The sequence below is a fragment of the Thermosinus carboxydivorans Nor1 genome (genome assembly GCF_000169155.1).
Lineage (GTDB): Bacteria > Bacillota > Negativicutes > Sporomusales > Thermosinaceae > Thermosinus > Thermosinus carboxydivorans.
This window is the reverse complement of sequence record NZ_AAWL01000009.1, coordinates 77,325-103,023: the sequence shown is the minus strand read 5'-3', so window position 1 is coordinate 103,023 and position 25,699 is coordinate 77,325. Positions and strand designations below refer to the sequence as shown.

At 50.1% G+C, this 25,699-nt stretch carries 28 protein-coding genes; 6 read left to right on the top strand and 22 right to left on the bottom strand.

Annotated features, from left to right (window positions below; translation table 11 throughout):
* The coding region (locus tag TCARDRAFT_RS08155) for a zinc ribbon domain-containing protein (protein ID WP_007289513.1) at nt 1-641 on the top strand (641 nt) is incomplete at its 5' end.
* 82 nt (nt 642-723) lie between these two features.
* Here the strand turns inward: TCARDRAFT_RS08155 and TCARDRAFT_RS08150 are convergent.
* The 5 genes from TCARDRAFT_RS08150 to TCARDRAFT_RS08130 are packed head-to-tail and all read right to left on the bottom strand — an operon-like array spanning nt 724 to nt 2,542.
* Entirely contained in the window at nt 724-1,251 is a 528-nt protein-coding gene (locus tag TCARDRAFT_RS08150) for a hypothetical protein (protein WP_007289512.1), read from the bottom strand.
* 4 nt (nt 1,252-1,255) lie between these two features.
* The gene (gene nrdD, locus TCARDRAFT_RS08145) at nt 1,256-1,576 is read right to left on the bottom strand and encodes an anaerobic ribonucleoside-triphosphate reductase (RefSeq protein ID WP_007289511.1); all 321 of its coding nucleotides are present in this window, start codon (nt 1,574-1,576) and stop codon (nt 1,256-1,258) included.
* Nucleotides 1,576-2,037 (bottom strand): glycoside hydrolase family 73 protein, encoded by a 462-nt coding sequence (locus TCARDRAFT_RS08140; RefSeq protein ID WP_007289510.1) that lies wholly within the window; start codon nt 2,035-2,037, stop codon nt 1,576-1,578. Before TCARDRAFT_RS08140 ends, nrdD begins: the two co-directional genes overlap by 1 nt.
* Complete coding sequence (locus TCARDRAFT_RS08135; protein ID WP_050769608.1) at nt 2,037-2,285, bottom strand: hypothetical protein; 249 nt, start codon at nt 2,283-2,285, stop codon at nt 2,037-2,039. The genes TCARDRAFT_RS08140 and TCARDRAFT_RS08135 overlap by 1 nt, the downstream gene beginning before the upstream one ends.
* The gene (locus tag TCARDRAFT_RS08130; protein ID WP_156784663.1) at nt 2,282-2,542 is read right to left on the bottom strand and encodes a hypothetical protein; all 261 of its coding nucleotides are present in this window, start codon (nt 2,540-2,542) and stop codon (nt 2,282-2,284) included. Before TCARDRAFT_RS08130 ends, TCARDRAFT_RS08135 begins: the two co-directional genes overlap by 4 nt.
* A gap of 92 nt (nt 2,543-2,634) precedes the next feature.
* Here TCARDRAFT_RS08130 and TCARDRAFT_RS08125 point away from each other — a divergent pair, with 92 nt between their 5' ends.
* Nucleotides 2,635-2,862 (top strand): hypothetical protein, encoded by a 228-nt coding sequence (locus TCARDRAFT_RS08125; RefSeq protein ID WP_040683204.1) that lies wholly within the window; start codon nt 2,635-2,637, stop codon nt 2,860-2,862.
* 12 nt (nt 2,863-2,874) lie between these two features.
* Here the strand turns inward: TCARDRAFT_RS08125 and TCARDRAFT_RS08120 are convergent, their stop codons facing one another.
* The 14 genes from TCARDRAFT_RS08120 to TCARDRAFT_RS08055 all read right to left on the bottom strand — a co-directional run bounded on the left by TCARDRAFT_RS08120 (nt 2,875) and on the right by TCARDRAFT_RS08055 (nt 21,689).
* The gene (locus TCARDRAFT_RS08120; protein ID WP_007289509.1) at nt 2,875-8,319 is read right to left on the bottom strand and encodes an LPD38 domain-containing protein; all 5,445 of its coding nucleotides are present in this window, start codon (nt 8,317-8,319) and stop codon (nt 2,875-2,877) included.
* Between the two features lie 17 nt (nt 8,320-8,336).
* Complete coding sequence (locus TCARDRAFT_RS08115; protein ID WP_007289508.1) at nt 8,337-9,572, bottom strand: hypothetical protein; 1,236 nt, start codon at nt 9,570-9,572, stop codon at nt 8,337-8,339.
* A 12-nt stretch (nt 9,573-9,584) separates the two neighbouring features.
* On the bottom strand, nt 9,585-10,304 hold the full coding sequence (locus TCARDRAFT_RS08110; RefSeq protein WP_007289507.1) for a hypothetical protein: 720 nt from the start codon (nt 10,302-10,304) through the stop codon (nt 9,585-9,587).
* Nucleotides 10,304-10,630: a hypothetical protein gene (locus TCARDRAFT_RS08105; RefSeq protein WP_007289506.1), complete on the bottom strand. Its 327-nt coding sequence runs from the start codon at nt 10,628-10,630 to the stop codon at nt 10,304-10,306. The genes TCARDRAFT_RS08110 and TCARDRAFT_RS08105 overlap by 1 nt, the downstream gene beginning before the upstream one ends.
* A gap of 8 nt (nt 10,631-10,638) precedes the next feature.
* Complete coding sequence (locus tag TCARDRAFT_RS14625; RefSeq protein WP_007289505.1) at nt 10,639-11,448, bottom strand: phage tail protein; 810 nt, start codon at nt 11,446-11,448, stop codon at nt 10,639-10,641.
* The gene (locus TCARDRAFT_RS08095) at nt 11,449-13,002 is read right to left on the bottom strand and encodes a hypothetical protein (RefSeq protein WP_007289504.1); all 1,554 of its coding nucleotides are present in this window, start codon (nt 13,000-13,002) and stop codon (nt 11,449-11,451) included.
* Nucleotides 13,003-13,011: 9 nt separating this feature from the next.
* Complete coding sequence (locus TCARDRAFT_RS14620) at nt 13,012-13,833, bottom strand: hypothetical protein (protein ID WP_050769607.1); 822 nt, start codon at nt 13,831-13,833, stop codon at nt 13,012-13,014.
* Nucleotides 13,833-14,513 (bottom strand): phage adaptor protein, encoded by a 681-nt coding sequence (locus tag TCARDRAFT_RS08085; RefSeq protein WP_007289503.1) that lies wholly within the window; start codon nt 14,511-14,513, stop codon nt 13,833-13,835. The genes TCARDRAFT_RS14620 and TCARDRAFT_RS08085 overlap by 1 nt, the downstream gene beginning before the upstream one ends.
* 148 nt (nt 14,514-14,661) lie before the next feature.
* A complete protein-coding gene (locus TCARDRAFT_RS08080) occupies nt 14,662-15,630 on the bottom strand; it encodes a N4-gp56 family major capsid protein (protein ID WP_007289502.1) in 969 nt (322 codons plus the stop codon).
* A gap of 6 nt (nt 15,631-15,636) precedes the next feature.
* Entirely contained in the window at nt 15,637-16,494 is an 858-nt protein-coding gene (locus tag TCARDRAFT_RS08075; protein ID WP_007289501.1) for a hypothetical protein, read from the bottom strand.
* A gap of 101 nt (nt 16,495-16,595) precedes the next feature.
* Complete coding sequence (locus TCARDRAFT_RS08070) at nt 16,596-16,838, bottom strand: hypothetical protein (RefSeq protein ID WP_007289524.1); 243 nt, start codon at nt 16,836-16,838, stop codon at nt 16,596-16,598.
* A 14-nt stretch (nt 16,839-16,852) separates the two neighbouring features.
* Complete coding sequence (locus TCARDRAFT_RS08065; protein WP_007289500.1) at nt 16,853-18,685, bottom strand: portal protein; 1,833 nt, start codon at nt 18,683-18,685, stop codon at nt 16,853-16,855.
* A 12-nt stretch (nt 18,686-18,697) separates the two neighbouring features.
* Nucleotides 18,698-21,121 carry a terminase large subunit domain-containing protein gene (locus TCARDRAFT_RS14615; protein ID WP_083795409.1) on the bottom strand — a complete coding sequence of 808 codons (2,424 nt, stop codon included), beginning with the start codon at nt 21,119-21,121 and terminating at the stop codon, nt 18,698-18,700.
* 94 nt (nt 21,122-21,215) lie between these two features.
* The gene (locus tag TCARDRAFT_RS08055; RefSeq protein WP_007289498.1) at nt 21,216-21,689 is read right to left on the bottom strand and encodes a hypothetical protein; all 474 of its coding nucleotides are present in this window, start codon (nt 21,687-21,689) and stop codon (nt 21,216-21,218) included.
* A gap of 285 nt (nt 21,690-21,974) precedes the next feature.
* Here TCARDRAFT_RS08055 and TCARDRAFT_RS08050 point away from each other — a divergent pair, with 285 nt between their 5' ends.
* The 4 genes from TCARDRAFT_RS08050 (at nt 21,975) to TCARDRAFT_RS08035 (ending at nt 23,292) form a co-directional block, all read left to right on the top strand.
* Nucleotides 21,975-22,337, top strand: coding sequence for a hypothetical protein (locus tag TCARDRAFT_RS08050; protein WP_007289497.1), 363 nt, complete (start codon nt 21,975-21,977; stop codon nt 22,335-22,337).
* A gap of 19 nt (nt 22,338-22,356) precedes the next feature.
* On the top strand, nt 22,357-22,650 hold the full coding sequence (locus TCARDRAFT_RS08045; protein ID WP_040683203.1) for a hypothetical protein: 294 nt from the start codon (nt 22,357-22,359) through the stop codon (nt 22,648-22,650).
* 68 nt (nt 22,651-22,718) lie between these two features.
* On the top strand, nt 22,719-23,057 hold the full coding sequence (locus tag TCARDRAFT_RS08040) for a hypothetical protein (protein WP_007289496.1): 339 nt from the start codon (nt 22,719-22,721) through the stop codon (nt 23,055-23,057).
* A gap of 22 nt (nt 23,058-23,079) precedes the next feature.
* Nucleotides 23,080-23,292, top strand: a complete 213-nt coding sequence (locus TCARDRAFT_RS08035) for a helix-turn-helix domain-containing protein (protein WP_198003911.1) — start codon at nt 23,080-23,082, stop codon at nt 23,290-23,292.
* A gap of 562 nt (nt 23,293-23,854) precedes the next feature.
* Here TCARDRAFT_RS08035 and TCARDRAFT_RS08030 read toward each other — a convergent pair.
* From TCARDRAFT_RS08030 to TCARDRAFT_RS14980, 3 genes are all read right to left on the bottom strand, one after another.
* Complete coding sequence (locus tag TCARDRAFT_RS08030; protein ID WP_007289495.1) at nt 23,855-24,310, bottom strand: hypothetical protein; 456 nt, start codon at nt 24,308-24,310, stop codon at nt 23,855-23,857.
* A gap of 74 nt (nt 24,311-24,384) precedes the next feature.
* Nucleotides 24,385-25,320, bottom strand: a complete 936-nt coding sequence (locus TCARDRAFT_RS08025) for a phage Gp37/Gp68 family protein (protein ID WP_007289494.1) — start codon at nt 25,318-25,320, stop codon at nt 24,385-24,387.
* Nucleotides 25,320-25,688 (bottom strand): RusA family crossover junction endodeoxyribonuclease, encoded by a 369-nt coding sequence (locus tag TCARDRAFT_RS14980; protein ID WP_040683202.1) that lies wholly within the window; start codon nt 25,686-25,688, stop codon nt 25,320-25,322. Before TCARDRAFT_RS14980 ends, TCARDRAFT_RS08025 begins: the two co-directional genes overlap by 1 nt.
* Nucleotides 25,689-25,699: the final 11 nt, after the last annotated feature.

Here is a 25,699-nt window from a genome sequence, read left to right as displayed (position 1 = left end):
AAGAGACGTTTCAGAAGGCAGCCGAAGTCCGTCGACAGAACAAAGTCACTGCAAAGCGAAACACCAAATTTGAGTATCTACTGTCAGGCATTATCAAGTGTCCAAAGTGCGGCTATGCCATGCGCGGTACACGCTTCCCCAAGCGCAACAATAAAGACTACGCTTACTACGTGTGCAGTGCATACGTCAATGCGTACGAGTGCGACAACCGCCGTTGTGTGCCGTCCCAGGAACTCGATGAAGCCGTCTGGCAGGAAATAGTGAACATGTTTAAAAAGAGTGGCGGAATTCGCCGTGACAGAAATAAAACCAGTGACGCCGGCAAAGAAAAGGCCCGGGCCGAGGCAAGGCTAAAAAAACTGAAAGCCAGGCAGGCGGCTATTCTAAAGTGGGTAACGGACGGAACAATCGACCTGGAAGTGGCCGAAAAAGAACTGCAAAAGCTCAACAGCGACATCAACGCGGCCCAGGCAATATTATCTGCACCAGAGCCGGCCGCCAAGGAAAGCGACGTTTCGCCGACAGAAGTTTTCGAGGCAAACACCTTCGAAGAGCGCCGCCGCATAATCCTGCGCCTGGGCATAACCGTCACCGCAGAGCGCTCTGAAAACGGCGAGACGCTATATAAAATAAGGTTTTGAGGCACTTTCTATTGTTGTACCTAAGTATTGCATATGATTTGGTTACAATAATAGAAAAAAGCCGCCCCTTTCGGAGCGGCAATTACCACCTAATCATGTAGGCGGCCCCTATCTCATATCCACCCTGGTATTTGGGTCCGCCGAATACTATTATGTTTTTGTACTGCGCCATAATGCCGACACTCTCTGTGCTGGCGTACACCCCGACCGCGCGCGGTTTGTCAAGCGTAATACGGTACACGTCCACCTTTTGCTCGCGCGGCGTCACAATCGTTTTATCCGCCGGCGGCAACGAGACCGGTGCTTTGTCAAGTTTTATCTGCTGCTCAACCATCTGGGCAGCTTTTTTCGTATCCGTTGCCTGCACCGTATACGTCGCGGCCGGCGGTGTCTGCGTGACAACCTGCACCTCGCGGACAATCTCCCGGGCGACAGACTGCGGCACGTCTATTTTTTGCGCCACCTGCACCGGGTCCCGCACCTCTTCTTGCGCCATAACGGTGACTGGCGGCGGCTTGTGCAGATATGCCCAGGCGACAACCGCAATTACCACCGCCAGCGCTACACACGTCCAATATACCCAACGACGGTTAGCTTCAATGTTAATCACGCCATTACCCCCTTATATTGTCAGTCAACGCCTCTCGGTACTCATGCGCCACTCGGTCCGCCAGCTCCGCGCGCTTTGCATCGTTAAACCGGTCGACCGTGCTAAGGTAACCGGTGATGCGTCTTACCCGCCGGATCGGCGACCGTTCGTAGGTTTTGATCTCGACATCCAGGCCGTCGTTGATGATGCGGATTTCCATGCGGCCCAGGACCTTGCCGCGCTCTTTCCATAGTAGTTGTTCTTCGTGAACGTAGTGCATAGCTTCTTCGTAGCTAATGCCTTCATCAGCAGTAACTTTGACGCTGTAAATTTCCCAACTAGGCATTAAGCCATCACCTCATCGTATTGCGTTAAATCATTGGCGCGAATTGTCGCCAGCACCTTGTCGGCATATTCAGGGTCTGTAGCGTATACCGGACCCATTGTCCGCACAAACTGCTCAACATCATGTGTCTCTTGCCACACCGCCAGCGCGTCAGCGTATGCCGGCTCCTCAGTCATTAGCACGCACCAGTCCTCCACGGCCTCGTCCAAGCTGTCATAGTCCTTGAATTCGTCATTGATAGTTACCCATTCGCCGTTAATATACTCCTGTGTGGTGACGGTTATTGACTTGTCACCAGCAACGGCTTTGCGGCCAAAAAGGTTATACTCGCCAATCACATATCGCCCCCAGCCGCTTTCCAGTGCTCCCTGGGCGATGCAGACGCTGGCAGGCAGGCCGTACTTGCGGCAAACACGTTGAGCTACGGGCCCTAACCAGGCAATAAATTCATCGGGTGTCATCAGTTATCCCCCTTTTCATACGGATTTTTTCCCTGTTCGCTATTAGCCACGCTATCTACAATATATTTTATGGCTGCAAGAGTCCCGGCGGCCCCTAAAGCCGCCACACCATCCCAGCAACTTTTCAGTTCAAATTTTGCATTACCGAGGGCATTCCACCAGTAACCTACAGCCCAAAACAAAAATAGGAGCAGGAACGCTCCTATCAATGCCTCGATAATGTATTTTTGCATTCGGTTCATAATCAATGCCGCACCCCCTGCCAAACAAACACGGCCGCCTGCATAAACAGCGCAATAGCCGCGCTAATGATGCTGGCAGTGCGATATATTGTGTCAATTCGCTGGTGGGTCGAGTCTATGTTTTGCGTTAGGGCAGCGATATCCGCATCATGTTTGCGCACTGCCGCCTGACACTGCGGGCATTGCATGAGTATCATGTCTACTTTACTCTCTAGGCGTGTCATTCGCTCGATTAATTCTATATTGAGCTCTTTTTCGCCCATTTTCACACCCCTTTACGTCTGATTTGACCGTTTTTGATAGAGGAAGCGTCCAGTATAACAACGAATGCTAACCACGAAATAGAGGTTTAACAATGAAGAAATTATTAAAATTTTTGGGTACTCTCGCAGGCGCCGCTATTGGTTCCGCTATCCTCTGGTTGACTTTGCCCTTACTTATCATCCTCCTTTCTGCCGCCGGGGCCTTCTTTGAAATCTGGCTGGCTGTTGTAATATACGGCTTTCCCATCTTTATTGTAGCGAGTATTGCCGGAGCAATCTGGCAGGAGTACAAAAAGCGCAAAGCAAAAGCAGGGAGCTAATCCCTGCTTTTTTTACTGCGCTATTTTTTGTCTGCCCAGGGCAATCCTGGCGTAATTGGTTTTCATAACATTGAGCTGATCCAGACGGCTCCTCTTTTCCTCGCTGCTCATGTTCTTATCAGAAAGGATTTCCTTCTCTCGCTTGTTGATTTTTTGCATAATCTCATTAACACCTTGCAGCCGCCGGTACTCTGCTCCGTCAAGTCCGGCAGGTTTTACGCCTGTCTGCTTGTACTCGTTGTACATTTGCTGCACTTCGTTCCAGCGGTCGTAGAAATCCTGCACTGACTTGCTGCTCCTGTATGGCGTAGCCGTAAAAGCACGAATACCAGGGTACTCCGTCCACTTCAATGACGGACGCTTATCAAATTCGCCGGCCACCAAATCACCTAGCGTCATAGCCAGTCCACCAAGGCCGCCGGTATAGCCACGAATGGTATTATCTACTTTTGCCGGCGATACTCCCTGCGGTGTCCATGGAGTTATAGCATGTTCGCCTATCCATTTGCCAATAGCTGAGGTATTTGGTCCATACTGCAGCTTTGGCGGCAGTTTTTCTTGGCTCGGCGGCACAATGTTGCGCTCCATGAAATATGAATAATTCGACGTCCACTCGACAATTGGCAGCAAAGCTGTCGGCATCCAGCCAGGCACCATAGCATCCCAGACTGTTTTCCCGTACCCCTTAAATGCGTTCGGGTCTTTTTTATACATCCAGTCAAGCATCCGCTCCACCGATGTGCCAAAAAGAATTCCGACTTCAAAAGGCTTGGGAATGCGAATAAGAGTATCTTTGGCCGGGATAATCCAAAACAAATCTTTCTGCCATTGGGGCAGTTCTTGGTAGCGTGGATCGTCTTTGTTTAAGTACCATAGCACGATCGACGGCAGCGTAACCGACATGAACACCTTCGCTGACGTAGTAACTGGGTCTTCTTTGAAGGCACGTATCATTTTGTCCATGCCCTGGATTGTCGCATTCCAAAAAGCAACAACCTTGTTAATCTTTTTGCCCACCGTACCAGCCCGGCTAAAGTCAAGAGTAATGTCACGCGCCGCTAAAGCTGCTTCCTCCATACTGCGCTGCGTGCGTTTGTTACTGAACAATCTGTTTATCACGCCGTTGTAACCGCGCCTGGCGTTCTCGTATTCAGCGACACGAGTGCCCATTTCCAGAGTTTCCGAAAACGCCCGGAGAATATCAATGTAAGTTTTGGGATTAAGCGGCGCAATAAATTTTTGGTATCCTGGCTTAGACATAATTTCGCGCAAGTTCTTGGCAAGATAGTCACGGTCAAGGCTTACCATTGTCGAGTGAGCTGCGCCGCTATTCATGTATTCCCAGTACAGGTCATCTTTTTTGAGGACATGGGCCAAGCCCCGGAAGGTGTCTATCACCGGAATAAAGCCGTACTTGGAATAAATGAACGCTGAGTGCGCATCTCTCACGGGATTGCGGACTATGAACTCCGGTGACAACACCGCGCCGGCACGCAGCCAACCAGCAGGAATCGAGAGGATTTTTTCAATAACTCCAGCCGCTTCACGGTCAAGCAGCATAATCGCCCGGTACAGTTCCGGCGTTGTTTGAAACACTCGTTTTTTGCCTTTGTCCCATACAGCAAATGTACTGTCTTTTGACGATGCCGGACCAGATACTTCTTCGATAAGCTTACCCAATCCTGGCTTCTGTGCCAAATCAACAAACAACCTGGCCACGCGGTTACGTTCTGCCAGGTTGATGAATAGGTACGTGTTCTTTACGATGCTTTCCAGCGGGTTGATGATGTCCCGCGTGCTTCCTTTGAGCTTTTTAATCGGGTCAGATACGTTGCCGAAACCTTTGCCGCTCAAAAACTTCTCAATTGCCGCTTCATCAAACTCCCGAAAGAACGGCACATAGTTCGGCCACTTAGTTTTCATTATTTCTACTGAAGCACGATCTTTTATGCCGGCATCAACCAAAATATCCAGCAGGTGGTTTTGGAATTTAACAAGCTCCTGCTGGGCCTTAACAAATTCTGGCCTTTGACGTCCTTCAGCTACCGTGAGAGCAGCGTCAGCTTTAGAAATCGCATGTTCAAACTTACCAAGTCCTTGCTCCTCCATCCGGTACATGTCAATCTCGCGGAGCGCTACAAGGTAGGCGCTGAAATCGTCAATGTTCTTTTCAACTGACTTCACGATTGATTTGAGCGACGGTATTCCTTTTTCTGGGATGCCGTGTTCAATGAGCGTTTGCGCCTTTCCAGCCCAGCCCCTGGCAAGCCATGCCTGTTTAAAGACATCTTGCGCTAATGGCAATTTTTCGCCGGTTAGCTTCTCAATCTCTTTCATCATGCGGTCAAGCGGCGCGAGTTCATCGACAAACTTGTCATACACCTTGTCAATGATTTCTCTGCCGCTTTCGGCAATAGCCTCAGCAGTTTGCTTCGGGTTTTTGACGGCATCCTTCGTTTTCTCAAAAGCGGTCCGGCGGTCGCCAAACGATATGGAACCTTTTACGCGGTCTTTAGCAGCTTGGTTGTACCACGTTTTGAGCATGTCGCTGACTATTTTAAGCCTGCCGCGTATTTCCGGCTCTTTCTTCAACCGCTTCTCAAACGCCGCATAATACTGCGGAAACTCAGCCTGTGCCCTAGCTTTGTTTGTCGTGTAGTCATGGATAAATTCGGCTATGCCTTCTCCACGGAGTCGTTCAACTGGTAAATTGTCATAGGCATCACCAAACCGGCGATGAACGGCGCTGATTAACTCATTGTCAAAACGTGCGTCGTTACGCAGGCCAAGTCCTTTATCGAGGTAATGCCCTATCTCATGCATGATTGCCCGGAAGTCGGCATAGCCCTTTGTGCGGATAACCTCAGAATTGCGGTCAAACCAGCCAAGTACGCCATCAACACCCAAACGGCCAGTGCGGACAGCGGTAAATAACTCGTTAATTTTGTCCATAATCTGCTTGCGGGAAATAGTTTCAGGCACAGTAACACCGGAAGAAGTTTCAGGCCGCGGACTGTTTACCGGCACACTCAGGCCGCTTTGCGCCATATTGCTCCGTTTGCGTAAATACTCAATCCCAGGTGGGGGCGGAGCCTGATTAACCAGTCCCGCAACTTCGGCGCCGCTTTCTAAAGCATTCTCATCAATCGCCTTGTTTTTCTCCCAGGTGCGCAGTTCAAACGGAAGCTGTTTTCGATACTTTTGTAGGCCAGACAAAGCTTGCTCGATCTTCACAAATTCGCTTGAAGGCGGCAATTCGCCATACATCGGGTCACGGTAGCCATTGCGCAGATGGTCAACAGCTGTTTCGCGCAGCCAATACTCCAGGTCAGCTTTTTTAGGCATTTTGCCGCCGTTAGCTTCGAGCATGTCGCGATACCATTGGTAATTGCGACTGTATCCGGGCGAAAAAGTATACTCACCTGTTGGATTGCCCGCTTTGTCTAAAACAGGCGTCATGGACCGGTTCTCAACGCCCTGCTTCATTTGACTGCGCAGGACAGACATATAATCATCAATCAGCTTTTCCTGGCGCCGCCGTAGCGCTTTTTCTAACGCCTCTGGAGATATTTTATAGGTATTAAAATACTCAGTTAAAACGATTGCTTCGGGGTTCATCCGAGAGGTAACGGCTTCAGCTTCAGCATTGTCCCACGCCTTTTGCTTTACCGCTTCCAAAGCATTCAGCAACTCCTGGCGGGCGTTTTTCCTATCCGCTGCAATCCTCTGAGTGGTGTCTTCAATAAACTGTTTAATATCCGGGCGTATATCATGTAAAGTAGGTTCTACCCTGCTTAAATCAATAGCCGGTTCATCTTTAAAGCCCTGCTCTTTCCACCACAGCTTGCGATATTTTTCAGCAAGGTCTTTACTGCCGACAATCTCAGCCCACCGAGCGGCGCGGTAATAATCGCCTGCCTTGATTGCATCAGCTAAAAATTGACGAGGATCTCCTTTGGTTCTTGCTATCTCCGCATCAATTTCAGCCTGTTTTTTGAGCGCTTCAATCACCTTGATAGCTTCCGGGTTTACTTCTGCTTCGCCAGGCAAAATAATCCTGGCCTGCGGTTTTTCTTCGCCTAAAACAAGACCTTCTCCAGCCAATTTGCCTTTTTCATGGTAGGGAATATCACGCCAGAACGCGCTCTCTGCAGCCGCCTGCTCCGCCTCATCCCATTTTTGCTCTCCAATTTGGCGCAATGCATCGAGTAAAGAAGCCTGAAGCTCTTCCCTTGTCGCCGGGCGGACCCATGTTTCAGCAAGGTCATAGTCGGTTACAGCATCCGGAGCAAAACCTGGTTTTCCCATACGACTGACCACTTGCTGCGCATACTCATTGACCGATGGGTATTGTCCGTTCGGGTCCGCTATGCCATCAGCGTTAAACCTTACATCAGGCGAATAGGGCGGTTCGCCGCGACGCAAGGCATCAACATATCCCTCACCTGCGTACCATGCCCGCGCAACATCCTCGGCGTTACCGTATTTGTCGAACAGTTGCCGGATTTTTCGCGTAGCTACATATTCCTGGTTCTCCGGCGTCATTGGCGCATCCCGGCCGAGCCCGAATTCTTCCGCCCACTCCGGCCAGTTTTCCGGCATGATTTGGAACTTACCCCGCGCGCCGCTGTCAGGATTAACGGCGCCATAATCACCGCCGCTTTCTTGTTCAGCTATAGCCTTAACCAGCGCCTCTACGTTCGGATTGGTTGGTAGCTCATCTGACTTGGTAAAGTCAAATTCATCGAGCGCGCTTTTAACCTTGTCTTCTACAACACCACTTACACCTTTATATACGCCTTTTCCGATGAGCGCAGCCGGAGCCAGCGCCATAGCCGTGCTTCCAATTGTAGTTACCGGCTCTTCATACGCTTGTTTCCAGTAATCAAGGTTAAACACCTTCGGTAACTCTTCGATTGCTGGTCCTATCCCAGTTACGTCACCGGCCACCTGCTTAGCTGCACCTAAAGCACCTTCTTGTTGAAACCTTTCTTGCGCCGCATTGGCTATATCAGCTGCAATAAATGGCGCAACAGCTACCGCAGCACCAGGCGCGCCAGCTAGTGCACCAATCATGAGCGGCGTTTGCGCTACGTCTTTGACAAACTGGCCCTGCGCGGCATTGGCCTGGTACCTTGCTGCTTCAATGTCTGTAAGATCAGCATTGGGGTCGCTGGCAACGGCATCATACCGCTGATTCGCCCGTTGCACCTCATCCCACGCCTGCCTTGCGCCTTCTAAATACCTTGCACCTATGCGCGAAATATCTTTCGCCAGGTTAGTCAAAAAACCAGGCGCAGGTTCTTCCTGCGGTACGTCAATCGGGATTTCAGGAGCAGGGATGGTCGGCGACGGTTGGGGCTGTTTAGGTCCTAAATGTTTGGCGGCAAAACTATCAAGGCTGTCCAACTTGTTTTCATCAGAATATTTACTTGCAAAATCATCAAGAGTAAACACATTATCACCCCTTTTTATTAGGGTATCCACGTCAAGGCAACATCAGGGTCAATCCCCTTGGCTAACAATGCATCACGATTTTGGTTAATCCACTGCCGAGCTGCTTCTGCCCCATACGTTTGAATATGATTATTCAAGGCAACGGCAAAATCGCGCATAACAGGACTCATACCATCATAAGGATTAGTTTGCGTTGGTTGACTATTTGCCGGACCATACTGCTTAACCCCGTTCAAATAATTTTGCGCCTGCACGTACGCAGGATACGTCGGAAGTTTCGTTTCGTCAATATCTTCGCCAGGCAAGGCGTTTCTCATGGCCGCCCTGACTGCTTGTTGGTGGGCATTAATATCCTTTAATGCGAGGCTAATTTGTGTTCTGTCGTACTGTCCGGCGCCAGTATTGGGACTAAAAAATGGCTTATTGTAGTTTCGCCAAGCAACAGAGTCACTGGCATTAGCTGCTGCGTTCTGTCTGTTCACATACGCCTGTGTTTTTTGCGTTTCAAGCCCAGGCGTTTTGTCCATGGTAAACGGTTTCTGGACGCCAAAACTCCCAATAATCTCATTTGTAATGTCAACAAGGTTATTGTTTTCAGTACCGTATTTGGTTCCGGTTTCAACAGCTTTATTAGTGAGCAGCCCAGCTTTATACAATTTATCAACAAGGTCGTTGCCATATTTACGCCTAAGCTCTGCATCCTCAGCTGCGCTAAGAGCGAGATTGTGCTTAACAAGCGCAGCACGGTAGTTTTCTTCGGGCGTCATCATGCCCATCTGCAGGGCTTCCGGTTTCACACCGGCCAGCGAGAACGCCACGGCGTGCTTTCGCATCAGTTCCGGCGTACTAAGCGGCGCATTGTAGGTAATCGGGCTAACGTTGTTTAAGGCGCTGGCAAGGCCATTTTGCGGAGCAGGCAAGTAATCGGCCGCGTTGAACGTGAATTTATTCTTGTCAGAATACTGCGGCGCAAAGTTAATGTCCGGCATCGCTGATTTAATAACCGCAGATTCTGTTCTTTCTTTTATACCTTCGGGTTTTGGTATAGAATTTCTTATATCGTAGTCAGGATTAGCAGAAATACTTCCGAACATGTCACGCTTGGCAGCGGCAATAAGCGGTTCGACAAGAGAATTTTTCTTTTTCATTTCCCTCATCAAATACCCGCGCGACAGCGGCGTATCAATTCCCATGTCATACTGCCATTTACCGATACCGGACGTGATATTGCCAACAAAATCCAAAAGGCCCATTTTATCACCTCCTTATTTACCGAATAATAGGCTACCAATACCTTTTGATTCCCTTTCAGTAGTAGTCTGGCTTGGGTTCTTAACAAGCGACAAATATTGTAAAGCAGTAGATAAATCGTTCTCATCAACACCTTGTTGCCTGAGCCACTCCTTATACGCACGGTCAAGGGCGTCTTGGGAAATGTTCTGCTCGGTCGTGCCCATATTGAAGTAATTGCCGAGCAGATTGCTTTGCTGATTAATACCCTGTAGCTGCCGTTCGCGCTCTTGGTTGTACGCATTGCCGTAAATGTTGGTTGCCATGTTCGCCAACGTTTCGGCAGCCTTGTTAGCCTGCTTCTGCAACGCTTCCTGCCTGGCAGAACCATAATAAAGGCCCCGGACGTTGAACTGCGAATTAACGTTGTCGTTCATTTCCCCCAGGCTCTCCATTACTTTATTTTTCGCCTGATCGTAATACTGGCTAAGATAGGGATTAGAATCCGGACTAAGATACTTGCCGGCAATCGTGTCAGACAAAACCTGATTATTGATTAGCCCACTGTACCCACTCAATGCGCTACTTTGCGTACCTGATAGTCCAGCGCTAAGTTGCCCAGGATATGCTGTTGCCGGTGTATCAAGGTTGTTTTTTACTTTCTGATAAACATAATCAACCTGATCGGCATATTTGCCGCTGTATGGCACAGTTGTCGTGTTCGACGATTTTTTACTGCCGAATAGACCGCTCATTATCTCAACTCCTTTTCAAACAGTCTTGCCGTGGGGTGGTAGTCTTTGAACTTACGAGCGAAAGCCTTTTCCCGGTGAGTAAGGAATTTTATCCACCGGCAGCCGTGCGCTTTAGCATAAGCCTCGACGGCCAGTTTAAAAGGCGTAACGTCCTTGCCGGGCCGGACGTAGCAAAACAGGATATAACACTCATCCTGCACGATGTTGAAACAAATAAACCCGTCCTCGGTTACGATGGACAGGTTATCTCTTAACGATTGTTTTATATGCTCTGGAGTGTAACGGGAACGGGAGCGGCGGAGGAAATCGGAAATCATTTCGTCCATAATATCACCTAGTATTTTATGCAGTATAAAAGCGCTATGTTGCGGGGGCGAGTTTCGGGGCCTCCAAAATTAGAAGTATAATGCGTTACCCACTTTGCAGTAGAAGTTCTTTCTGCTATTACATCTCCACCATCAAATGACTCAACAAATAAATATGGCTGACTTTGATATGGATGATTGTGACTTTTAATCCCATCAGCCTGCCAACTACCAAAAGCACGCCCGCCATCTACACCGCGTCCATCATCCCCGCCACGGATGAATTCACCGCGTAAATCTGGAAGACGAAATGTCGTAGAACCATCACCAGTAGAAAAACAACCCCAATAGTTTGCTGGCCATACTGTATCTGGTACTACTAACCCACGAGCTTGAACATACGCCCATAGACGCGGATATGCGGCGCGTGAAACCAAAGCACCGTTTGCTTTGAGGTAGCCAGGACGACAAATGGGAGAAATCTCAGCAACAATCCTGCCGACAGGTGTACCGTCTCTTACATCATCCACAATCCACGTCACCGTCCCATCAACCACCATATTCCCTACCGTTGGCCAGGTAGGCTCAGTCGTGCCGCTTCTGCCTGCCACAACACACTCCATGCGGGTGTAGCTGGGCGCATTGGGACTGTAGCAAATATCGCCGACGGCATAAGTTTTGTTGGGTTGCCAAGCCGCGGCTGTAATTACATCTGTTAAAGGAACCATTAGTTGTATAAGTTGGTTTAACCTAGTATGAACATCGCTAAACGCATTGCGAGTTGTTTTGTCAACACCCTGAGATAATATTGGCGTCTGCGGCAATGGCTTAATGTCCATCTACACCACTCCTCTTATGTCATAGTAGAGAACATAGCCTGTAATCCGCACAGGCTCGTCTTTTTTGAGTGTCGAAAACTCAACGCAAAAATACCGCCCCGTAATGTCCACGTCTACCCAGGGCGGTTTTGTTACATCCAGGTTCATATTGTACGGCCCATACCATTTGATAGGCTCATCCACGTTGTCAGCCGTCCCGACTTTGACAAGAAGATTGTAAGGTCCCTCACGGCTGACCATAAGCTGAATGCGTTTCAGCCGCTTCAACCTGAACGGCTCGTCAAGGTCGAATAGCTTGCTGGTGATGTTGAATGATAAGTCCGCGCCATCCTTGGAGTTGCCGCCAAAAACATAGACATACCCTTGTGCATCGCCTCCTAAGTTTATCGGCGCGTTTGCAAGATTTGTACTGCTGTCCCATGCGCTGTCGTCGCTGTCCCAAGTGCCTTCATCCGTATCCCAGATAGGGTCGTCTTTGAGGTTGTAGTAACCAAACGCCGTCATAGGCATGTCGCGGATTGACCATGCTTTGGTGTCTGTGTTATAGACAATTGCTTTGTCATGGTATCCGTTAGGGCTGTTGACGCTGACAAACGCAAACCAACACTCCGGAACTTCTTCAACAAAAAATGCCGTGGTCATGTGCGCTTTCGCTGGGTCAAGTATACGGAAAAACTCTTTAGCAATGTCGTCGCCAGCGATTTTAGGCTCAATTAGGTCAAAGCTGTAAATATTGTCCGGGCCAATAAAAATGTGCTCGTCACCTAAGTCCATAATAGCCTTAGGTGCAAGCAACCCTGTGCCGAATATCGCCGGACGCTTATCCCAAATCAGGTCGCCGCCTACATATGAGAGAACTTGAATACTCCGCTCTTTATACGCAACAAGGTAATTACCAAGCGGTACTAATCTTTGCCCCAAGTCAATGCCGTCCGTCAAGTCACCAAAACCGGCCTGCCCGCTGCCGTCAGCGTTATTTTTCCATTTTTGAATATCTCCAAGTTGGGACCAGCGCAATCGCTGTGGGCAGTTGTTGCCGTTTTCAATTGTGTTAAACAAGACAAGGAAATTTTGAAAGAAAACTAAAGACTTAGCCCGTACACTGGTAACCCCACCGACGCAGTCGGTCAGTCCCGGCAAATCAGCGATTGTCGCTGATACACCGTCCCAGTATTTGATAGGGTCAATTCCATTGGTAATGATAAATAGGTCCTGCGCGGTTTCGGTAAATACAGGATTATCTACTGTGCCATTAAGCGGTGTTGCGCCGGTAATATCAACAACATTGTTTGTAACGGGGTTGTAGTAATAAACGCGCTTGGTAGTAACAATCATCAAAAAACTGTCGCCGTTAAACTTGTAGTAGTTGTCAATTGCCATGATTGGCCCATCAAGCTGGGTGGCGATAAATTTCTGCCAGCCTTGGGCTTTTTCGACGTAGCCAACGCCGAACAGAACGTTATTGCCGTCGGACCAGGCGGTGTCAGGAATGAGGTCTTTAGGCAGATATTTGTTTATGCCTTTGTCGGGGTCGAGAATTGTTTTTCTCTGCATGGCAATCACCTACAGCTTATACAAAAAGCATAAAGCATAGTACGGCGGACGGTTTTCGTGGGGTTGGTTACCACCTGTTGAATATATATTAAAAGCAGATGTAGGAGGAGGTAATAATCCATCACTTAAATTAGCACGCTTAAAAGACACCCAAGGGTCAACACCACTTGTTCCCGATGTTGCAATAGTCACTGTATGTGAATGATTTGGCATCTCTGCAACTGTCAAAGTATGGAACGCCTCGCCACCAGTTGCCCCTACTGCATAACTACCACCAGCGCCGGCGATAAAGCGGTCGCGCAGGTCAGGAGGAGTAAATGTTCCTCCTTCTGGATGATTACGTGTTTTGCCATCACAGAGAACCCAACCTACTTCTATGTCACTAACCGAGCCAGACCACATCTTTATATCGCCACGTCGACCACCGGCAATTCGTATCCAGGCTGTGCCATTCCATCTTTCAATGACGTTTAGTTCAACATTGTATCCAGTATAGCCAGCCGGTTTCCCCGTCGGTCTTCCGGCAACGTTCCATGCTGGCAGGATGTTTGAATATAAAGTTTTCCATGTTGCTGACGCCGAATCGTAATATTCATAGGCGGACAGGTCAGTATTATATCCTGTTACTCGGTCAACAAGTTCCGCGCCAGTCGGCCTTGTCGCGGTCGTCCACACCGCTGTTTTAAGCGCAGGCTTTGCGCTCGCCGGGTAGTTGGTTATCTCTTTCAGATTGTCAATAACCTGCTGCTTAAATTCCCGAATTACATCATCACCGAACTTCTTTTTGTCAGTACCCGCAGGTTTGGTTGCATCTATCTGGCTGAACGCCATCAATAATCACTCCTTACATACGAGCTTCCAAAATAGGGCTTGACAGCATTTTCTACCCCGTTTGCCGCCTGCATGTTGATTTGCTTGATGTACTGGTCAACGATATAGGCCCCCTTCTGTCGAAAGTAGTTGCCTTTATCTGTTTCGTCGAAGTAATCGAAGTACTCGGCGACAGCAAGATAGATAAACGCTTCTGGAATCTCTGTCGTGGTAATGTCGCTACTGGAAATGTCGTCTATCAGATCATCCGGCCAGACTTCGCCGAGAATGTTGATTATGCCAGTTGTCGGCACGGGCAAAATATAAATCTTCGTGCCGAGTTCAAGGTAATATTGAGCATCGCCTGTCTGCGTAAAGTCAGGATAATATTGACGTGCAGCGGCGTAGTTTTCGAATTTAGTAAGTACTGTCTTAGTAGCGCCTTTGTCATGTTCAACGACTTTGACGCTTTTAAGCTTCAATGGAACAGTGTCGATAATACCACTTGATACAGGAAGAAAAAGTTCAACAATACCACTTGTAACCGGAACATTGACTAAATACGAATAAAATCTCGGTATATCATGGTCGCGCATAACCGCTTTGCGGGCAGTGTTCATGAACAGAAGCAATAAGTTCCTGTCAACGTCCTGCCGCGCGATGATTTTTTCAGCCTTATCCAGCATTTCTTTGGCGTTCACAATAACACCACCTTATGAAAATTGGGGCGGGTTTTACCCCGCCCCCTTTGTTTTTTTTTAGCGACGGCGTTTCATACTTGTCACCTCCCCTTAATGATAATCAGGGGATTAGCATGGATATAAGCTAATAAAAGCTCCTCATCCATGACTATTCAGCCTTCGCACCGGTCAAAATGGAGATGCAACCGAAGTCTTCGCCGTTGTATTTAGATTTTGCAACACCGTGGATGATGCCGATGGCAAAGCCCTGTTGATTGTCATAGTCGAATGCTTTTTCGCGCCAGTACATTTTCTTGGCGACGGCCTCGACAGCAGCTTGCGCGCCGAGAAACAGCCCATGACCGACATTGGCGCCGGTGGCGCCGGTGGCGGTAATAGGCACCCACGGATGTTCATGGATGATAACGCCGTCCCACATGGCAATAGCACCGGTAAACAGCGGGTTGTTTTTACCGCGTTCGGCTGCGTTAAGAACAGCGTCTTTGTAATTTGCATCAGACTTCAAGTCGCGGATTTGCCACGGATGGAACACGGCAACAAAATGCGGCTCACCGTTAACCATGACCGGGCGTAGCATCGGCTTAGCAAGCTGCGCTTTGCGTTTTGCAAGGGAAATAAGGTCAAGAGTGAGCTTATCATTGTCGGTAATTTGGTTTTCTGCCGTCTTGCCTCCTGCGTACAAGACACGGTTAGCAGACGGGCTAGCAGTAAGCACAGAGAAAAACTTCTTGTCGCGGTACTGCGCCAGCCAGTTTTTGAGTAAGTTCTTGGCGCGGTTCCGCATTTCATACGGCGACTTCTGCTCAGCCAAAAGACCGGCCAGCCGGACGCCATGACGTTTTTGGTCGATAGTAACAGACATGTCATAGAAGACCATGCTTTCTTCGTTGCCTTCTAAGACATTGTCACCATCAACGCCAGTTCCGGTGAGCTGCATGAGTAGCCCAAAAGTAACAGTGTCACCAGGCTCTTTTTCTAGATCGGTATTACGCTGGATAATACTATTTTCGTCTTCACCGATGAATTTTTCAAAATAGCTTTCTTTTAGCGCTTCTACCCAAAGCGCCTTTGACCATATTTTAGGTACCAGCGCGGCTGGCACTTGGGATACTGCCATAGGTTATCATCCTCCCGCAATTTTGTTAGTGAGTTTCAAAAGTTTTTGCTGCTGTGCCGGCGTGAGTTTATCGAAATTCTCAATTAAATCGTCTATACTCTCATATTCCGCAGGCCCGGCACCGCCTTTGATTTGCATAGACCGCGGCATGGCTGCCGCTTGTTCAAGCTTTTGCACTTTTGCCTTACCCTGCTGCAGTCTTTGCGCCTGCGCCTGCTGACCGAGCGCGAAAAGATAAGCAAACTCGGCCGGGTCTGGCATCTGCAGTATGAGCTTGGCAAAATCAGGGTCAGACATCACCCGTTGACGTACGGGCTCAACGACTTCGTCATAATCAGGATACTTTGCCCGCGCATTGGCTTCGGACTGAATGACACGCTGCCGGATTGCCTGCTCTTCCTGCATTTGCTTGATTAGCTGCTGGACCTCACTGACAGGCTTAAGGTACTGCGGCAAAGCGCTTTCAAGTTGCTGGCGCACCAGCGCGGCCAGCGGGTCCTCTTCCTGCTGTTGCTTGGCAGGCTGAGCGACTTTCTCTTGCATCTGCATAAGCTGTTGCTGAAGCATCATCATCTGCTGCTGCAGCATTTTGCGCGCCTCGCGCTCTTCATGCAGGGCCTGCAATGGCACATAGCCCTTGGGCGGCTTGCCTGTCTGCTGCTGTACAGGTTTTTCATCGTCTTCCGGCCAGTCATCATCCTGTTGTGCAGTCTTTTGTTCTTGCTGCTTCGGTTCGCTTTTCGCTGTCTCTGTTTCGAGTTTTACGCCCTCGTCGGCGAGCACTTCTTTGATAATATCTTGGTCAATGCCTTCTACAGTTTCCATCGGGACTGACGCGCCCGCAGCGTTTTTAACTTCACTCATGTTTTACGTCCTCCTCAAGACGAATTATTTGCGCCCTGTGTCGCCGGGCGGCGCGGAATTTAGGCATAAAAAAAGCAACGTCGTTTAACGTTGCTGATTAGCTATTTTTTGCCTTTGACAGTTGCAAACGGCATCACAATGCCAACCACCTCACCGGCCTGGACAGTCACTAACTTAGCATTGCGGATGGCCATGACTTTGTTTGCGCCTTTTCTGACCACCTGCGGCACAATCGTTATATGCTCGTGGTCAGAGTACACAATACCATCATCTGGCGCGTCTATAACAATCTGCTCAGTCGGCTGATAAAACACATGTGTTTCTAAAACTCTGCACTCCTGCATCGCATCACCCCCTTTTACAGCGCCGCTCGCATTGCTTCAATTGCCGCGCTCTGCGGCACTATCCCCGGCTGCCCAGGCTGCCCCGGCGGAGGCGCACCGCTTTGTTTCATTGCCACAGCTTGCGCCGCTGCGCGCTGCTGCTCAAGCCAGCGCTGTTTGAGCTCTTCCTTGTTATCGAAATCGCTGGCATCAATAATCATGTCAACCGGTATTGCCCCGGGCGGCAATAACTTCGCCAGTTCTAAGAGTGCATAGAACTGCGCAATCCGCTGCGTCGGCGTAGCCGGCACGTCGTCAATGACAATATCAAATTCGCCGACGGACAAGTCGTTAAGCGTACGGTATATTGCGTTACCCATCCAGTCGTAGCCAGCCAGCTGCCGCTGATTAATCGTGACGAATTCATCTTTGCCAGATTCGCCGATGATGCGGAACGTCTTTTCCTCGGTATAGTACTGCGGGATAATGCCAGGAGCACCTTCGCTGCCCCAGAGCAGGTACAATACCATCTCTTTAGTTGCCCGCAGGTTGTCAAACAGCCCGGCCACCTGCGTCACGGCTGTGCGCTGGCGCAGCTCTATCGCCCTGCCGCTCGTGCCGGACGGTATTTCCTGCCCAAGCATAGCCTCGTTTATACCGCTTATTTGCCTGAAATCCGCGTCGCCTAATTGTTCAAACTCGGCAAATGTCGTCGGCACAGACGTGCTATCGAACGGCTTTGGCGGGTCTGTGTCGTACTCAACCACTACACCGGGCGTACTGCCGCTTTCTAATAGCTTTTTCTTGGTATCTTCTTGCCCGCGTCTTAACAGCCATCCACGGTTGGCCATCGTGTTGATAAGATGTAGGAGCTGACTTCTGCGCTTGTTTTGTTCGCGCTGTATGTCCTGCAAGTCCCGCACGACACCAGCCGGAATTTCTCCCTCTTCGCCGACATAGTAGGCAAAGTACGGCGCAAACGGAAACCGTCCATGCTGGTACGGCGACGGCACGTCCTCCAGCTCAACATCGCCAATGATTGCACTGCAGCGAATTTCCGTCTGCGGCACGCGAAACTTATGCGTCACCATCATGCCCGGCAGCAGCTCGTCTTTCGTGACAATCTGCCCGGGTCCAATGACGTAGTACTCTTTCATTGTATGCCGCTTGTACCATATTTCAACCAGGCGGCATTTCTTCTTCTCGCGCGAGTACCAGAGCGGCTCTAAATCCTCGTCGCATTCTTCCTCTTCGTCGCGGTCGTACCGCTCGGCAAACGCTTCAATCTCGTCGGCAAACTCAGGGTATGTGCGTTTGAGGTCATCCTTTGACACCCATTTGGCGCGGCAAATATACTCCGCGTCTGACAGGTCCGGCTCGCGGCTTTCTGGATCGACATAAATATCGAAAGGACTAACGCGCTTAATCACCGCCTTGCCATCCAATGCGTGATAGTCGAATTCGTAGCCGACCTCAAACCAGCCAACGCCGCCGATGATGCCGTCAAGAAACACGCGGCTTTCCTCGCGATTATACCGGCAACTATCCATGATATATTTCGTGATGCCTTTTCTTACTTTACATAAGTCAATGTCATCTGCCGTGCGCGGTTTGAAATCCGGCTCGTAGCGGTTTAATCGCTGGTAGCCGGAGATGAGATTGATGAGCGGCCTAATGCGGTTGATCGTGATTGCTGGCCGCTTCTGCTTTTTGAGCGCCTGCAGGTCAGCGTCTTCCCACTGCTTGCCAAAGTAAAACTCATAATCTTTTCGCGCCGCCTGCCGCCACGTCCGGCTTTTCTCAATCGCCGCACGAAACATATTCCGTTTGCGCACTAGCTCAGGCGGTAAGTCTGTTGTTCTCGTCACTATGTCACCTCCCTACACAGACATGTAGCTGGTAGTTTTCTCCTCATCATCCCACGCCCAGGCGTCACGTTTTCTTTGTTTTTCCTTCGGCGGCGCCCACGGACGTGACATAAGACCGTATCGCAAAGCATCATACGCATGGTCCTCTTGGGTCGTATCCACGTCCTCCGGCCGGTGTGCATCATAACACAACGCCGGCAGGGTGCGAATGAGATTAGTGCACGTATTAAACACCTTTAACCCTGGCCGCTCCGGTCCCCAGCCACGCAGGCGCAGATGCACCTGCATTTTACCTTGTAGACGGTCATTGTCAGCCGGTTTCCAAAAAACGCCTTCGCTGGCAAACGTCTCGGCAATGCTCGGACCATCGTGCCCGGTCTTGGCCCAGCAGGCCGGATCGGCGACACCGTAGGCGATTTTTTCGCCACTTAACTGGGTTTCGAGTTTTACGCCCTCGTCGGCGATAAAATTCTTCCAGTCTTCCGCAGCTTTAACTTTCTGTGCTACTTCGCGGGCCGTCTCTTGCGTGCCGACGTCCACGCAGCCTGGTTTAAGGCCGTATAGCTCGCGGTAGACATAGATAACACCATTATAGTCAACTGCAAACCACAGTATGCAGTATGGTTTTGAGAAACCCCAGTCCATCGCTCGGAAGCGCAGCCAGCCAGCAGGAATTGCAAACGGCTCTACAACGTGAACATCCCGCCGCCACTCACTGAATACCTGGCCCGCGAAAGCGTCCCAGTCGCCTAAGAGAAGAGCCTTCCGCTCAGCTTCAGGAAGGCTCTCTAACCGCTTAAGGTATAGCGGGTCTGCTCTCAGCAGTATGGGATTGTCGAACACGCGCGCCGGCACAAAACAGCGCGTCAAGCCAGTCACCGGGTCAACATATGTTTTGCCAGGCGGCGCGACGTCAATAAAGCGCGCCTTCACCCAGTGGTGCCCAGGTCCGCCAGGATTGGACGCCGCACGCACATAACAGCGTAGCGCCGGGTCGCTCGTCCGACACCGGGACAACAGGTACAGGTACTGCCGCTCATCAAAGTGCGTGAGCTCATCAAAAGCAATATACTGATACTCATGCCCCTGATAGCGAAGCTCGTCGCCAACATTTTCAAGATACCTGAAGCGAATAATCGCGCCACTCGGGAACTTCCACTCTTTCTGCTGCTCACGCCACACTCCACCGGCAGCCGGGTAGTACAGCCGCGAACGGTCGATGAGCTCGCTGGCTTCTGTGAGTGTCCGGCGAAAGATGACGGCGCGGTAGCGCGGGTGTGCAACTTGGCGCAGGGCCTCGATGACAAGCGCATCGCTGTTATGTGTAGGCACCATTGCCCGCCCGGCTAGGTATAAATGCGACTGAGAATCCACTGCAATGCAACGCATGGGAACCGGTTCGATCGGGTCACACGACACAACATACCGAAATCGCGTCGTACGTCGAGTCGCTATGCGCTGCAGCCGAAGTTTGCGCTCTAGCCGAAATACTGGTTCGGATGCCATCCATTTCATTGTCCACTTTGGCCCATGATCTATGCCGTTTAATTTTGCGCGCCCCTCGCGCACACGAACTTTCCATCCGAGGGACCGCACCAACTCTTCCATACCACACCGTATAGCCGGAGACGTTGTTGTAAATTCGGCAGCGCCCGAATTACGCGCCACCGTGCCGTCCGTGTCCATGAGTCCCTGTAACAAAGCAAGGCGCTGCTCCCGAGAAGCACGCAGGTATTGTACGGGAATATGCTTATCACCCAGGACTCCTAATGACCGCAGAATAGACGATAAGCCATGAATGCCATAATCAATATCGTCACTATGGTAACGTACAACCTCAAAACCAGCACGTAGGTATGCCGCTGCAATTTCAGGGTCAGCTGTAGTAATACGCCCGGCATGCGTATGCCCATCTCCCAACCAGCACCCCAGTAAATAAGGGTCAAGAGGCAAATCTACATGCGGTAACTCCAGCGCCATCGCCACCGGAATGGCATGATTGCGTCTCCCGTGTTGCGTCAAAAGTGTCTGAGCAATTTCTCGCGTACTACGTACGGAGCCAGACGGTGCCGGCATGACAGGCGGCGGACAAGCACGATTTCGCGCGGTAATCACCTCAACAAAACGCTGCGACTTGTTGCCTTTGGCACGACTCGGTCGCTTTGCACGACGCCGAGCCCGCCATACCGGGTCGCGCCGCGTCAACGCGGCAAGCTCTTTGGCGTCATAAGTAAGCCATAAATGGTCTCCACATGCATCAATTGATACGCCATCGTCGAAAGTCAAGCGGTATGCCTCATCAGGCGTCTGTACGGGGAACACCGCGACAACGCGACATACTCGTCCGCTCTCGTCGAACAGCTCATCACCAACTTGCACGTCACCCATTGTCGTCCATCCGTGCGGCGTAGGCAACGGTGTGTCAAGTGGCAGCATTTTACCTCCACCAGCGGCACCTCCGTATAGCACTTCGAACTCAGTGCGACGCAAAAAGTCCGTCTGCGGCCCCGGGTTCGGCTGCCAGAGTATCCTATTCGCTACCTTCCCCACGCGGAACCTCTCCTAAATCAGCAGCAGGCAACACTACTACGCCGATCGGGCCGCCGTCGGGACCAGTTATTTCTTGCTCGACTTTATCGCGCCACAGCTTCGGCTGCCGGTTTTTCAGCCAGAAGATGCAGGCTGTAGTATCAGGCGGATAATGCTCAATGTATGGCACCTGGATTACTTCACCCTCATACTGCATTATTTTTACTGCTTCATGACTATAACCAAGCGCCCTATGATATAGACTTTTGGCGACTTTCGCGTCAGCTTCTTCTTTACCTTCTTTTAGGGACTGTAAAAAATCGGGATGCTTTTGCTTCCAGTTGTTCAACGTCTTTTCATTTACCCCGAAAAAATCCGCTATTTCCTTGTCTGTGGCACCCAAGAGACACAGCTTGTATGCCTGTTCTGCGTATTCTGCCTTGTACTCGGTCGGCCTACCTCTACCCCTAGCCACACTATCACCTCCCGGCTGACTATATATGCCGATATAACACGAAAGCCGCCCTTCCGGACGGCTCGCGATATATAAAAGACTATTTTACTTGATGCTATTATACCACAGCTATTGGGCAAAAAGTCGACGACTTTTTAAAAGTTGCAACGAACAAGTTTTCGATAAAAATAGGACTTAAGTCCTATTGTATGTATCGCGAAATCGTGATATGCTTTAATCAGAAACAGGGCAGAAGCCCAGAGCCCGCAGGCCCGGTAAGGGGTCGGGGCGAAAGGGGAAGGGAAAATGGATTTGAAAGAGCAAACTCTGAGAAAAGCGGTACATCGTTATCTTATCGCGGCCACGCAGTACATGCGCGCGCTGGCGAGGTACAAAAATATCCTCGCGGCCCGCGACAGGGCGGACTTGGAACGAGACAGGTTGCTAGAGGTTGGAAAAATATACTTCGCAGAACATCCGGAAGTAAGACTCCATATTGAGTTTGTGGAGTCTGGGGAATACACTCAAAAAAGCGTCGATACAGTCGTTGAAAATTTAATTGTTAAATATATTTGGGACACCGACGAGGTATTCCAGCTTAACTCGCCCCGCTGTCTTGAGCGTGTCGAAGAAGTGTTGTATAAATTCACAAGCGATTTTAAGTTCTAATCAATAAGGAGGATAAAAAATGACTGTTAGAACGCGGTTTATAACAAGACGATTGTGGGATCACATTGACCCCGAAATAGCTAAAAAAGTTAGAGATGTTTTAATCGACGAGGTAATTTTTGATAATTATCTCAGTAACATCGAAAACGAATTGCGAATCAGGGGCTACCACTTACTAGCCGACGATTTATTAAATAATGTCGAGACCATAGGCCCCGGCGAACCCACTCCATGTGCGGAGTGCGGAAAATATGTTTTATACGGCCGCGTTTACAAAGGTAAGGTGTATCACGTCTGGTGCGCTCCATTTTAAACACTTCCGCCCGCCCGGCGGCGGTAGAAATAGTCGGGCATTAGGACATAAAAAGGAGGCATATACAAATGGAAAGAATAATAATTGATAATGCTGGTGGCATCACTCTACAACTGCCCAATTGGGCACACTTCTATGACCACCAAGAAGGAAATGGCATAGAAGAATGTGCCAGCGCAATTGTTGATTTTGTAAAAACAAGTTCGGTCGCAAACTGGGACGGCCACGATGAAGAAGTGGCCGAAAGAGAACCGGAAAATAGTGATTTTGTAGTCACCATTGACGAGCTTGCCAATCTAGCAAGCTACGAAGAAGAAGAATTTGAATTGTGGCTTGACCAAACAGGGGACAATACCTTGCGTGAGTTATGCATCAATATTCGCCGCCTTATAGGCGCGGACAAATAGACGGGCAAGAGGAGGAATGTTTTTGACCAATATCCTAAAAGAAGTTCTCACAGTCCCCGAAGCAGCAGAGCTTTGGGGACTGGACCCGAGTACAATAAAAAAAGCCATATTGGGGCAGCGCGGTTACCCGCCGCGCTTTGCTCCAGATGAAGTCCGCAAAAGCGCGGGGACGTGGCTTGTTACACGGGCCGCAATGAAGCGGGTGTACGGCCCGCAACCAAAAACTGGCGAATAGGGTGATAGTTATAACTGAGGATTGGGTCTTGGGTTTTACTTGGGGAGTTGGTACAATATCTAGCCACCGCCTTTTTATCAGGTATCACGACGTAGAACTTCTTGCTGAGATCGCAGAAGTTCTACGGACAAAGGCAAAACCGTACCATCCGACAGAAGGAAAAACAGCTTTACGTTTTTCGCTTAAACACCCATTTGCCCAGAGGTTGATGTCGCTTGGATGGTCAGGTAGGCTAGATAAAGAGCGTAAATATCCTAGAGGACTATTTGACGAAATTGAGTTTATCCGAGGTTATTGTCACACAAAAGCAACGCTTGATGTTGTTAGGCCCAAAGGGGTACCAACTCCACGCTTGCGAATTTATGGCAGTCTTGACATTGTCACCAAGATTGACAATTTCTTGGCTGCAAGGTTTGGGTTGAAACCTAAAAAACCCCAGCTATGCAATGGGGAGAGTGGCACGTGTTATGCAATCTATTATCAGTCTAAGCGCGATGTTCCCCAAATTGTAGAGTTGCTGCAAATTACAAAGGCCGGGACAAATAGTCCCAGCCTTATTTTTTCACTCCGAAACTTTCAACAGCCCCACCTGGCAGCACACCATAGCTGCGTAGGTAATTATGTCTTCGCGCCAATAGTAGTATGTACTACGATCAATATGCATCTCCTGGCACGTCTTTACAATCGTCTCATTGCGTATGTATCGCCGCTCCATCAGCTCCCCCATTGGCGTACCGGCGAACCGCTGGCGGGTAGCAGCCACAACTTTGAGCCAGTCCTCCGGCCGGCGGATAGTCTCACCGTCTACCTCCACCCGCTGGATCGGGTCAACTAACCCGATTGCCTTGTTGGCAGTCGGGTCACTAATGTAGCAGTGGCCCACACCGCCTGTTTTTTCCGTGCCGGCATGTCCATACAGCATTTGCTCCCGAGCCTCGCGCACCGCCCGTGCTATTTTGTCGTGCAGGTAAAAATACCGTTCAATGCGCTTAAAAACACTGCCATCAAGTATGGCCACTCTCCCACCCCCAAATAGGCGTAGGGCGGACTAACCGCCCTGTTTAATCCCCCAAGCACAGCATCTAGGTCGTCTTAGAAACGTGGCAACTCATCCCACGCCACACCGTCCAGCAGGCGGCCGGCTTGTTTTTTGCCCAAGCGGATAAAATACGTTCCGTGTTCATGCCTCAGTGTCGGTGGATGCCCGTTCCAGATCTCATCGTCTGGCGGACACGCCTCCCGCCACTCACCCCACTGTTTAAACAGGAACGGCACGCCCGCCGCATTGCACTGGTCACGCAAACTACGCACCCAATCCGGGTGCATCGGCCGGGCGTTAGGGCCTGTTTCTCCGCCGCAGATGACCCAGTTCAGGTGTTCTTTTCTGATCACAACCTCCATGGCTCGCCCTCGACCGCCATAATTATAAAACGCGGTCTTGGTCTTTGGTTGCAAATAATCATACAGATCCACCGGTCCCAACAAAGGCTCGCATGAAACAAACCTCACCGCCGCCGGTATCTGGAGCAGTATCGGTATGCGCTCGTCGGCAGCCTGCTGGTTTTCTGCAGTGACGCCGAGCCAGACATTGGGTAGAGGCCAGGGTTTTTTGCAACCAGGATAATCACTGTACGTTGTTCTATTCCATACTTCATTCGCGGCGTCTGGTCTGCCTAGTAGTTCTTTCATCCGTTGTGGACGTTTTGTTAGGACGATGTATGTGTGCCCAGGAGTATCAGCCATTACAGCAAAAATTTCATATACTATGTTGTCAGGTACGTCGGCATGAAAAAGATCGCCCATACTGCAAACAAAATACCTTTGTGGTTTAGCAAAACGCAAAGGCTCATTAAATCTGTCCCCATGTATGGTCACTCGAAACGGCTCCTCCGCCGGATACCCACACCGCCCGGCCAGGCGCCGGGCCATGTGCTCAGCGTAGCAATTCTGGCAACCGGGGCTAATCTTTGTGCAGCCTGTGACCGGGTTCCATACCCGCTCGGCCCACTCTATCTTTGTCGTTGCCATTATCTCCCCTCCAATGGATAAATCAAAATTTCAATCCTCGGATTAACCTTGTCCACCGCAAAATCCATCGCCCGCGGCAGCACCCATTTATCGTTGTCGTAGAGTATGCCTTCCAGCGTGTCTAAGAGCAGCTTCTCTTGATTGTGTACGTCTCGGGTGCGATAATCCGGCCAGTATGTCCAATACTCCATGACCAATTTTTGTCTTTTAGAAAACCGCCACCCTTGTTTTGCGGCCGCTGCTTTTGCTATGTACTGAGCTTTTTCTTGCCACGCTTTACCGATCGGCGTTAAAACGCGCCGGTGGATGCTGACGTTTCTATAGCAGTGGTTGACACTTGGGACTATCGGGAGCGTTAACTTCAGCATTGTCAATCCCC

Bases quoted from the DNA above. Each gene is read 5' to 3' on its own strand.
- nrdD (WP_007289511.1), bottom strand. From the start codon at position 1,576: ATGCCTAGTTGGGAAATTTACAGCGTCAAAGTTACTGCTGATGAAGGC.
- TCARDRAFT_RS08140 (WP_007289510.1), bottom strand. From the start codon at position 2,037: ATGACACCCGATGAATTTATTGCCTGGTTAGGGCCCGTAGCTCAACGT.
- TCARDRAFT_RS08130 (WP_156784663.1), bottom strand. From the start codon at position 2,542: ATGGGCGAAAAAGAGCTCAATATAGAATTAATCGAGCGAATGACACGC.
- TCARDRAFT_RS08125 (WP_040683204.1), top strand. From the start codon at position 2,635: ATGAAGAAATTATTAAAATTTTTGGGTACTCTCGCAGGCGCCGCTATT.
- TCARDRAFT_RS08115 (WP_007289508.1), bottom strand. From the start codon at position 9,572: ATGGGCCTTTTGGATTTTGTTGGCAATATCACGTCCGGTATCGGTAAA.
- TCARDRAFT_RS08110 (WP_007289507.1), bottom strand. From the start codon at position 10,304: ATGAGCGGTCTATTCGGCAGTAAAAAATCGTCGAACACGACAACTGTG.
- TCARDRAFT_RS08105 (WP_007289506.1), bottom strand. From the start codon at position 10,630: ATGGACGAAATGATTTCCGATTTCCTCCGCCGCTCCCGTTCCCGTTAC.
- TCARDRAFT_RS14625 (WP_007289505.1), bottom strand. From the start codon at position 11,448: ATGGACATTAAGCCATTGCCGCAGACGCCAATATTATCTCAGGGTGTT.
- TCARDRAFT_RS08095 (WP_007289504.1), bottom strand. From the start codon at position 13,002: ATGCAGAGAAAAACAATTCTCGACCCCGACAAAGGCATAAACAAATAT.
- TCARDRAFT_RS14620 (WP_050769607.1), bottom strand. From the start codon at position 13,833: ATGGCGTTCAGCCAGATAGATGCAACCAAACCTGCGGGTACTGACAAA.
- TCARDRAFT_RS08080 (WP_007289502.1), bottom strand. From the start codon at position 15,630: ATGGCAGTATCCCAAGTGCCAGCCGCGCTGGTACCTAAAATATGGTCA.
- TCARDRAFT_RS08075 (WP_007289501.1), bottom strand. From the start codon at position 16,494: ATGAGTGAAGTTAAAAACGCTGCGGGCGCGTCAGTCCCGATGGAAACT.
- TCARDRAFT_RS08070 (WP_007289524.1), bottom strand. From the start codon at position 16,838: ATGCAGGAGTGCAGAGTTTTAGAAACACATGTGTTTTATCAGCCGACT.
- TCARDRAFT_RS14615 (WP_083795409.1), bottom strand. From the start codon at position 21,121: ATGCTGCCACTTGACACACCGTTGCCTACGCCGCACGGATGGACGACA.
- TCARDRAFT_RS08050 (WP_007289497.1), top strand. From the start codon at position 21,975: ATGGATTTGAAAGAGCAAACTCTGAGAAAAGCGGTACATCGTTATCTT.
- TCARDRAFT_RS08045 (WP_040683203.1), top strand. From the start codon at position 22,357: ATGACTGTTAGAACGCGGTTTATAACAAGACGATTGTGGGATCACATT.
- TCARDRAFT_RS08040 (WP_007289496.1), top strand. From the start codon at position 22,719: ATGGAAAGAATAATAATTGATAATGCTGGTGGCATCACTCTACAACTG.
- TCARDRAFT_RS08025 (WP_007289494.1), bottom strand. From the start codon at position 25,320: ATGGCAACGACAAAGATAGAGTGGGCCGAGCGGGTATGGAACCCGGTC.
- TCARDRAFT_RS14980 (WP_040683202.1), bottom strand. From the start codon at position 25,688: ATGCTGAAGTTAACGCTCCCGATAGTCCCAAGTGTCAACCACTGCTAT.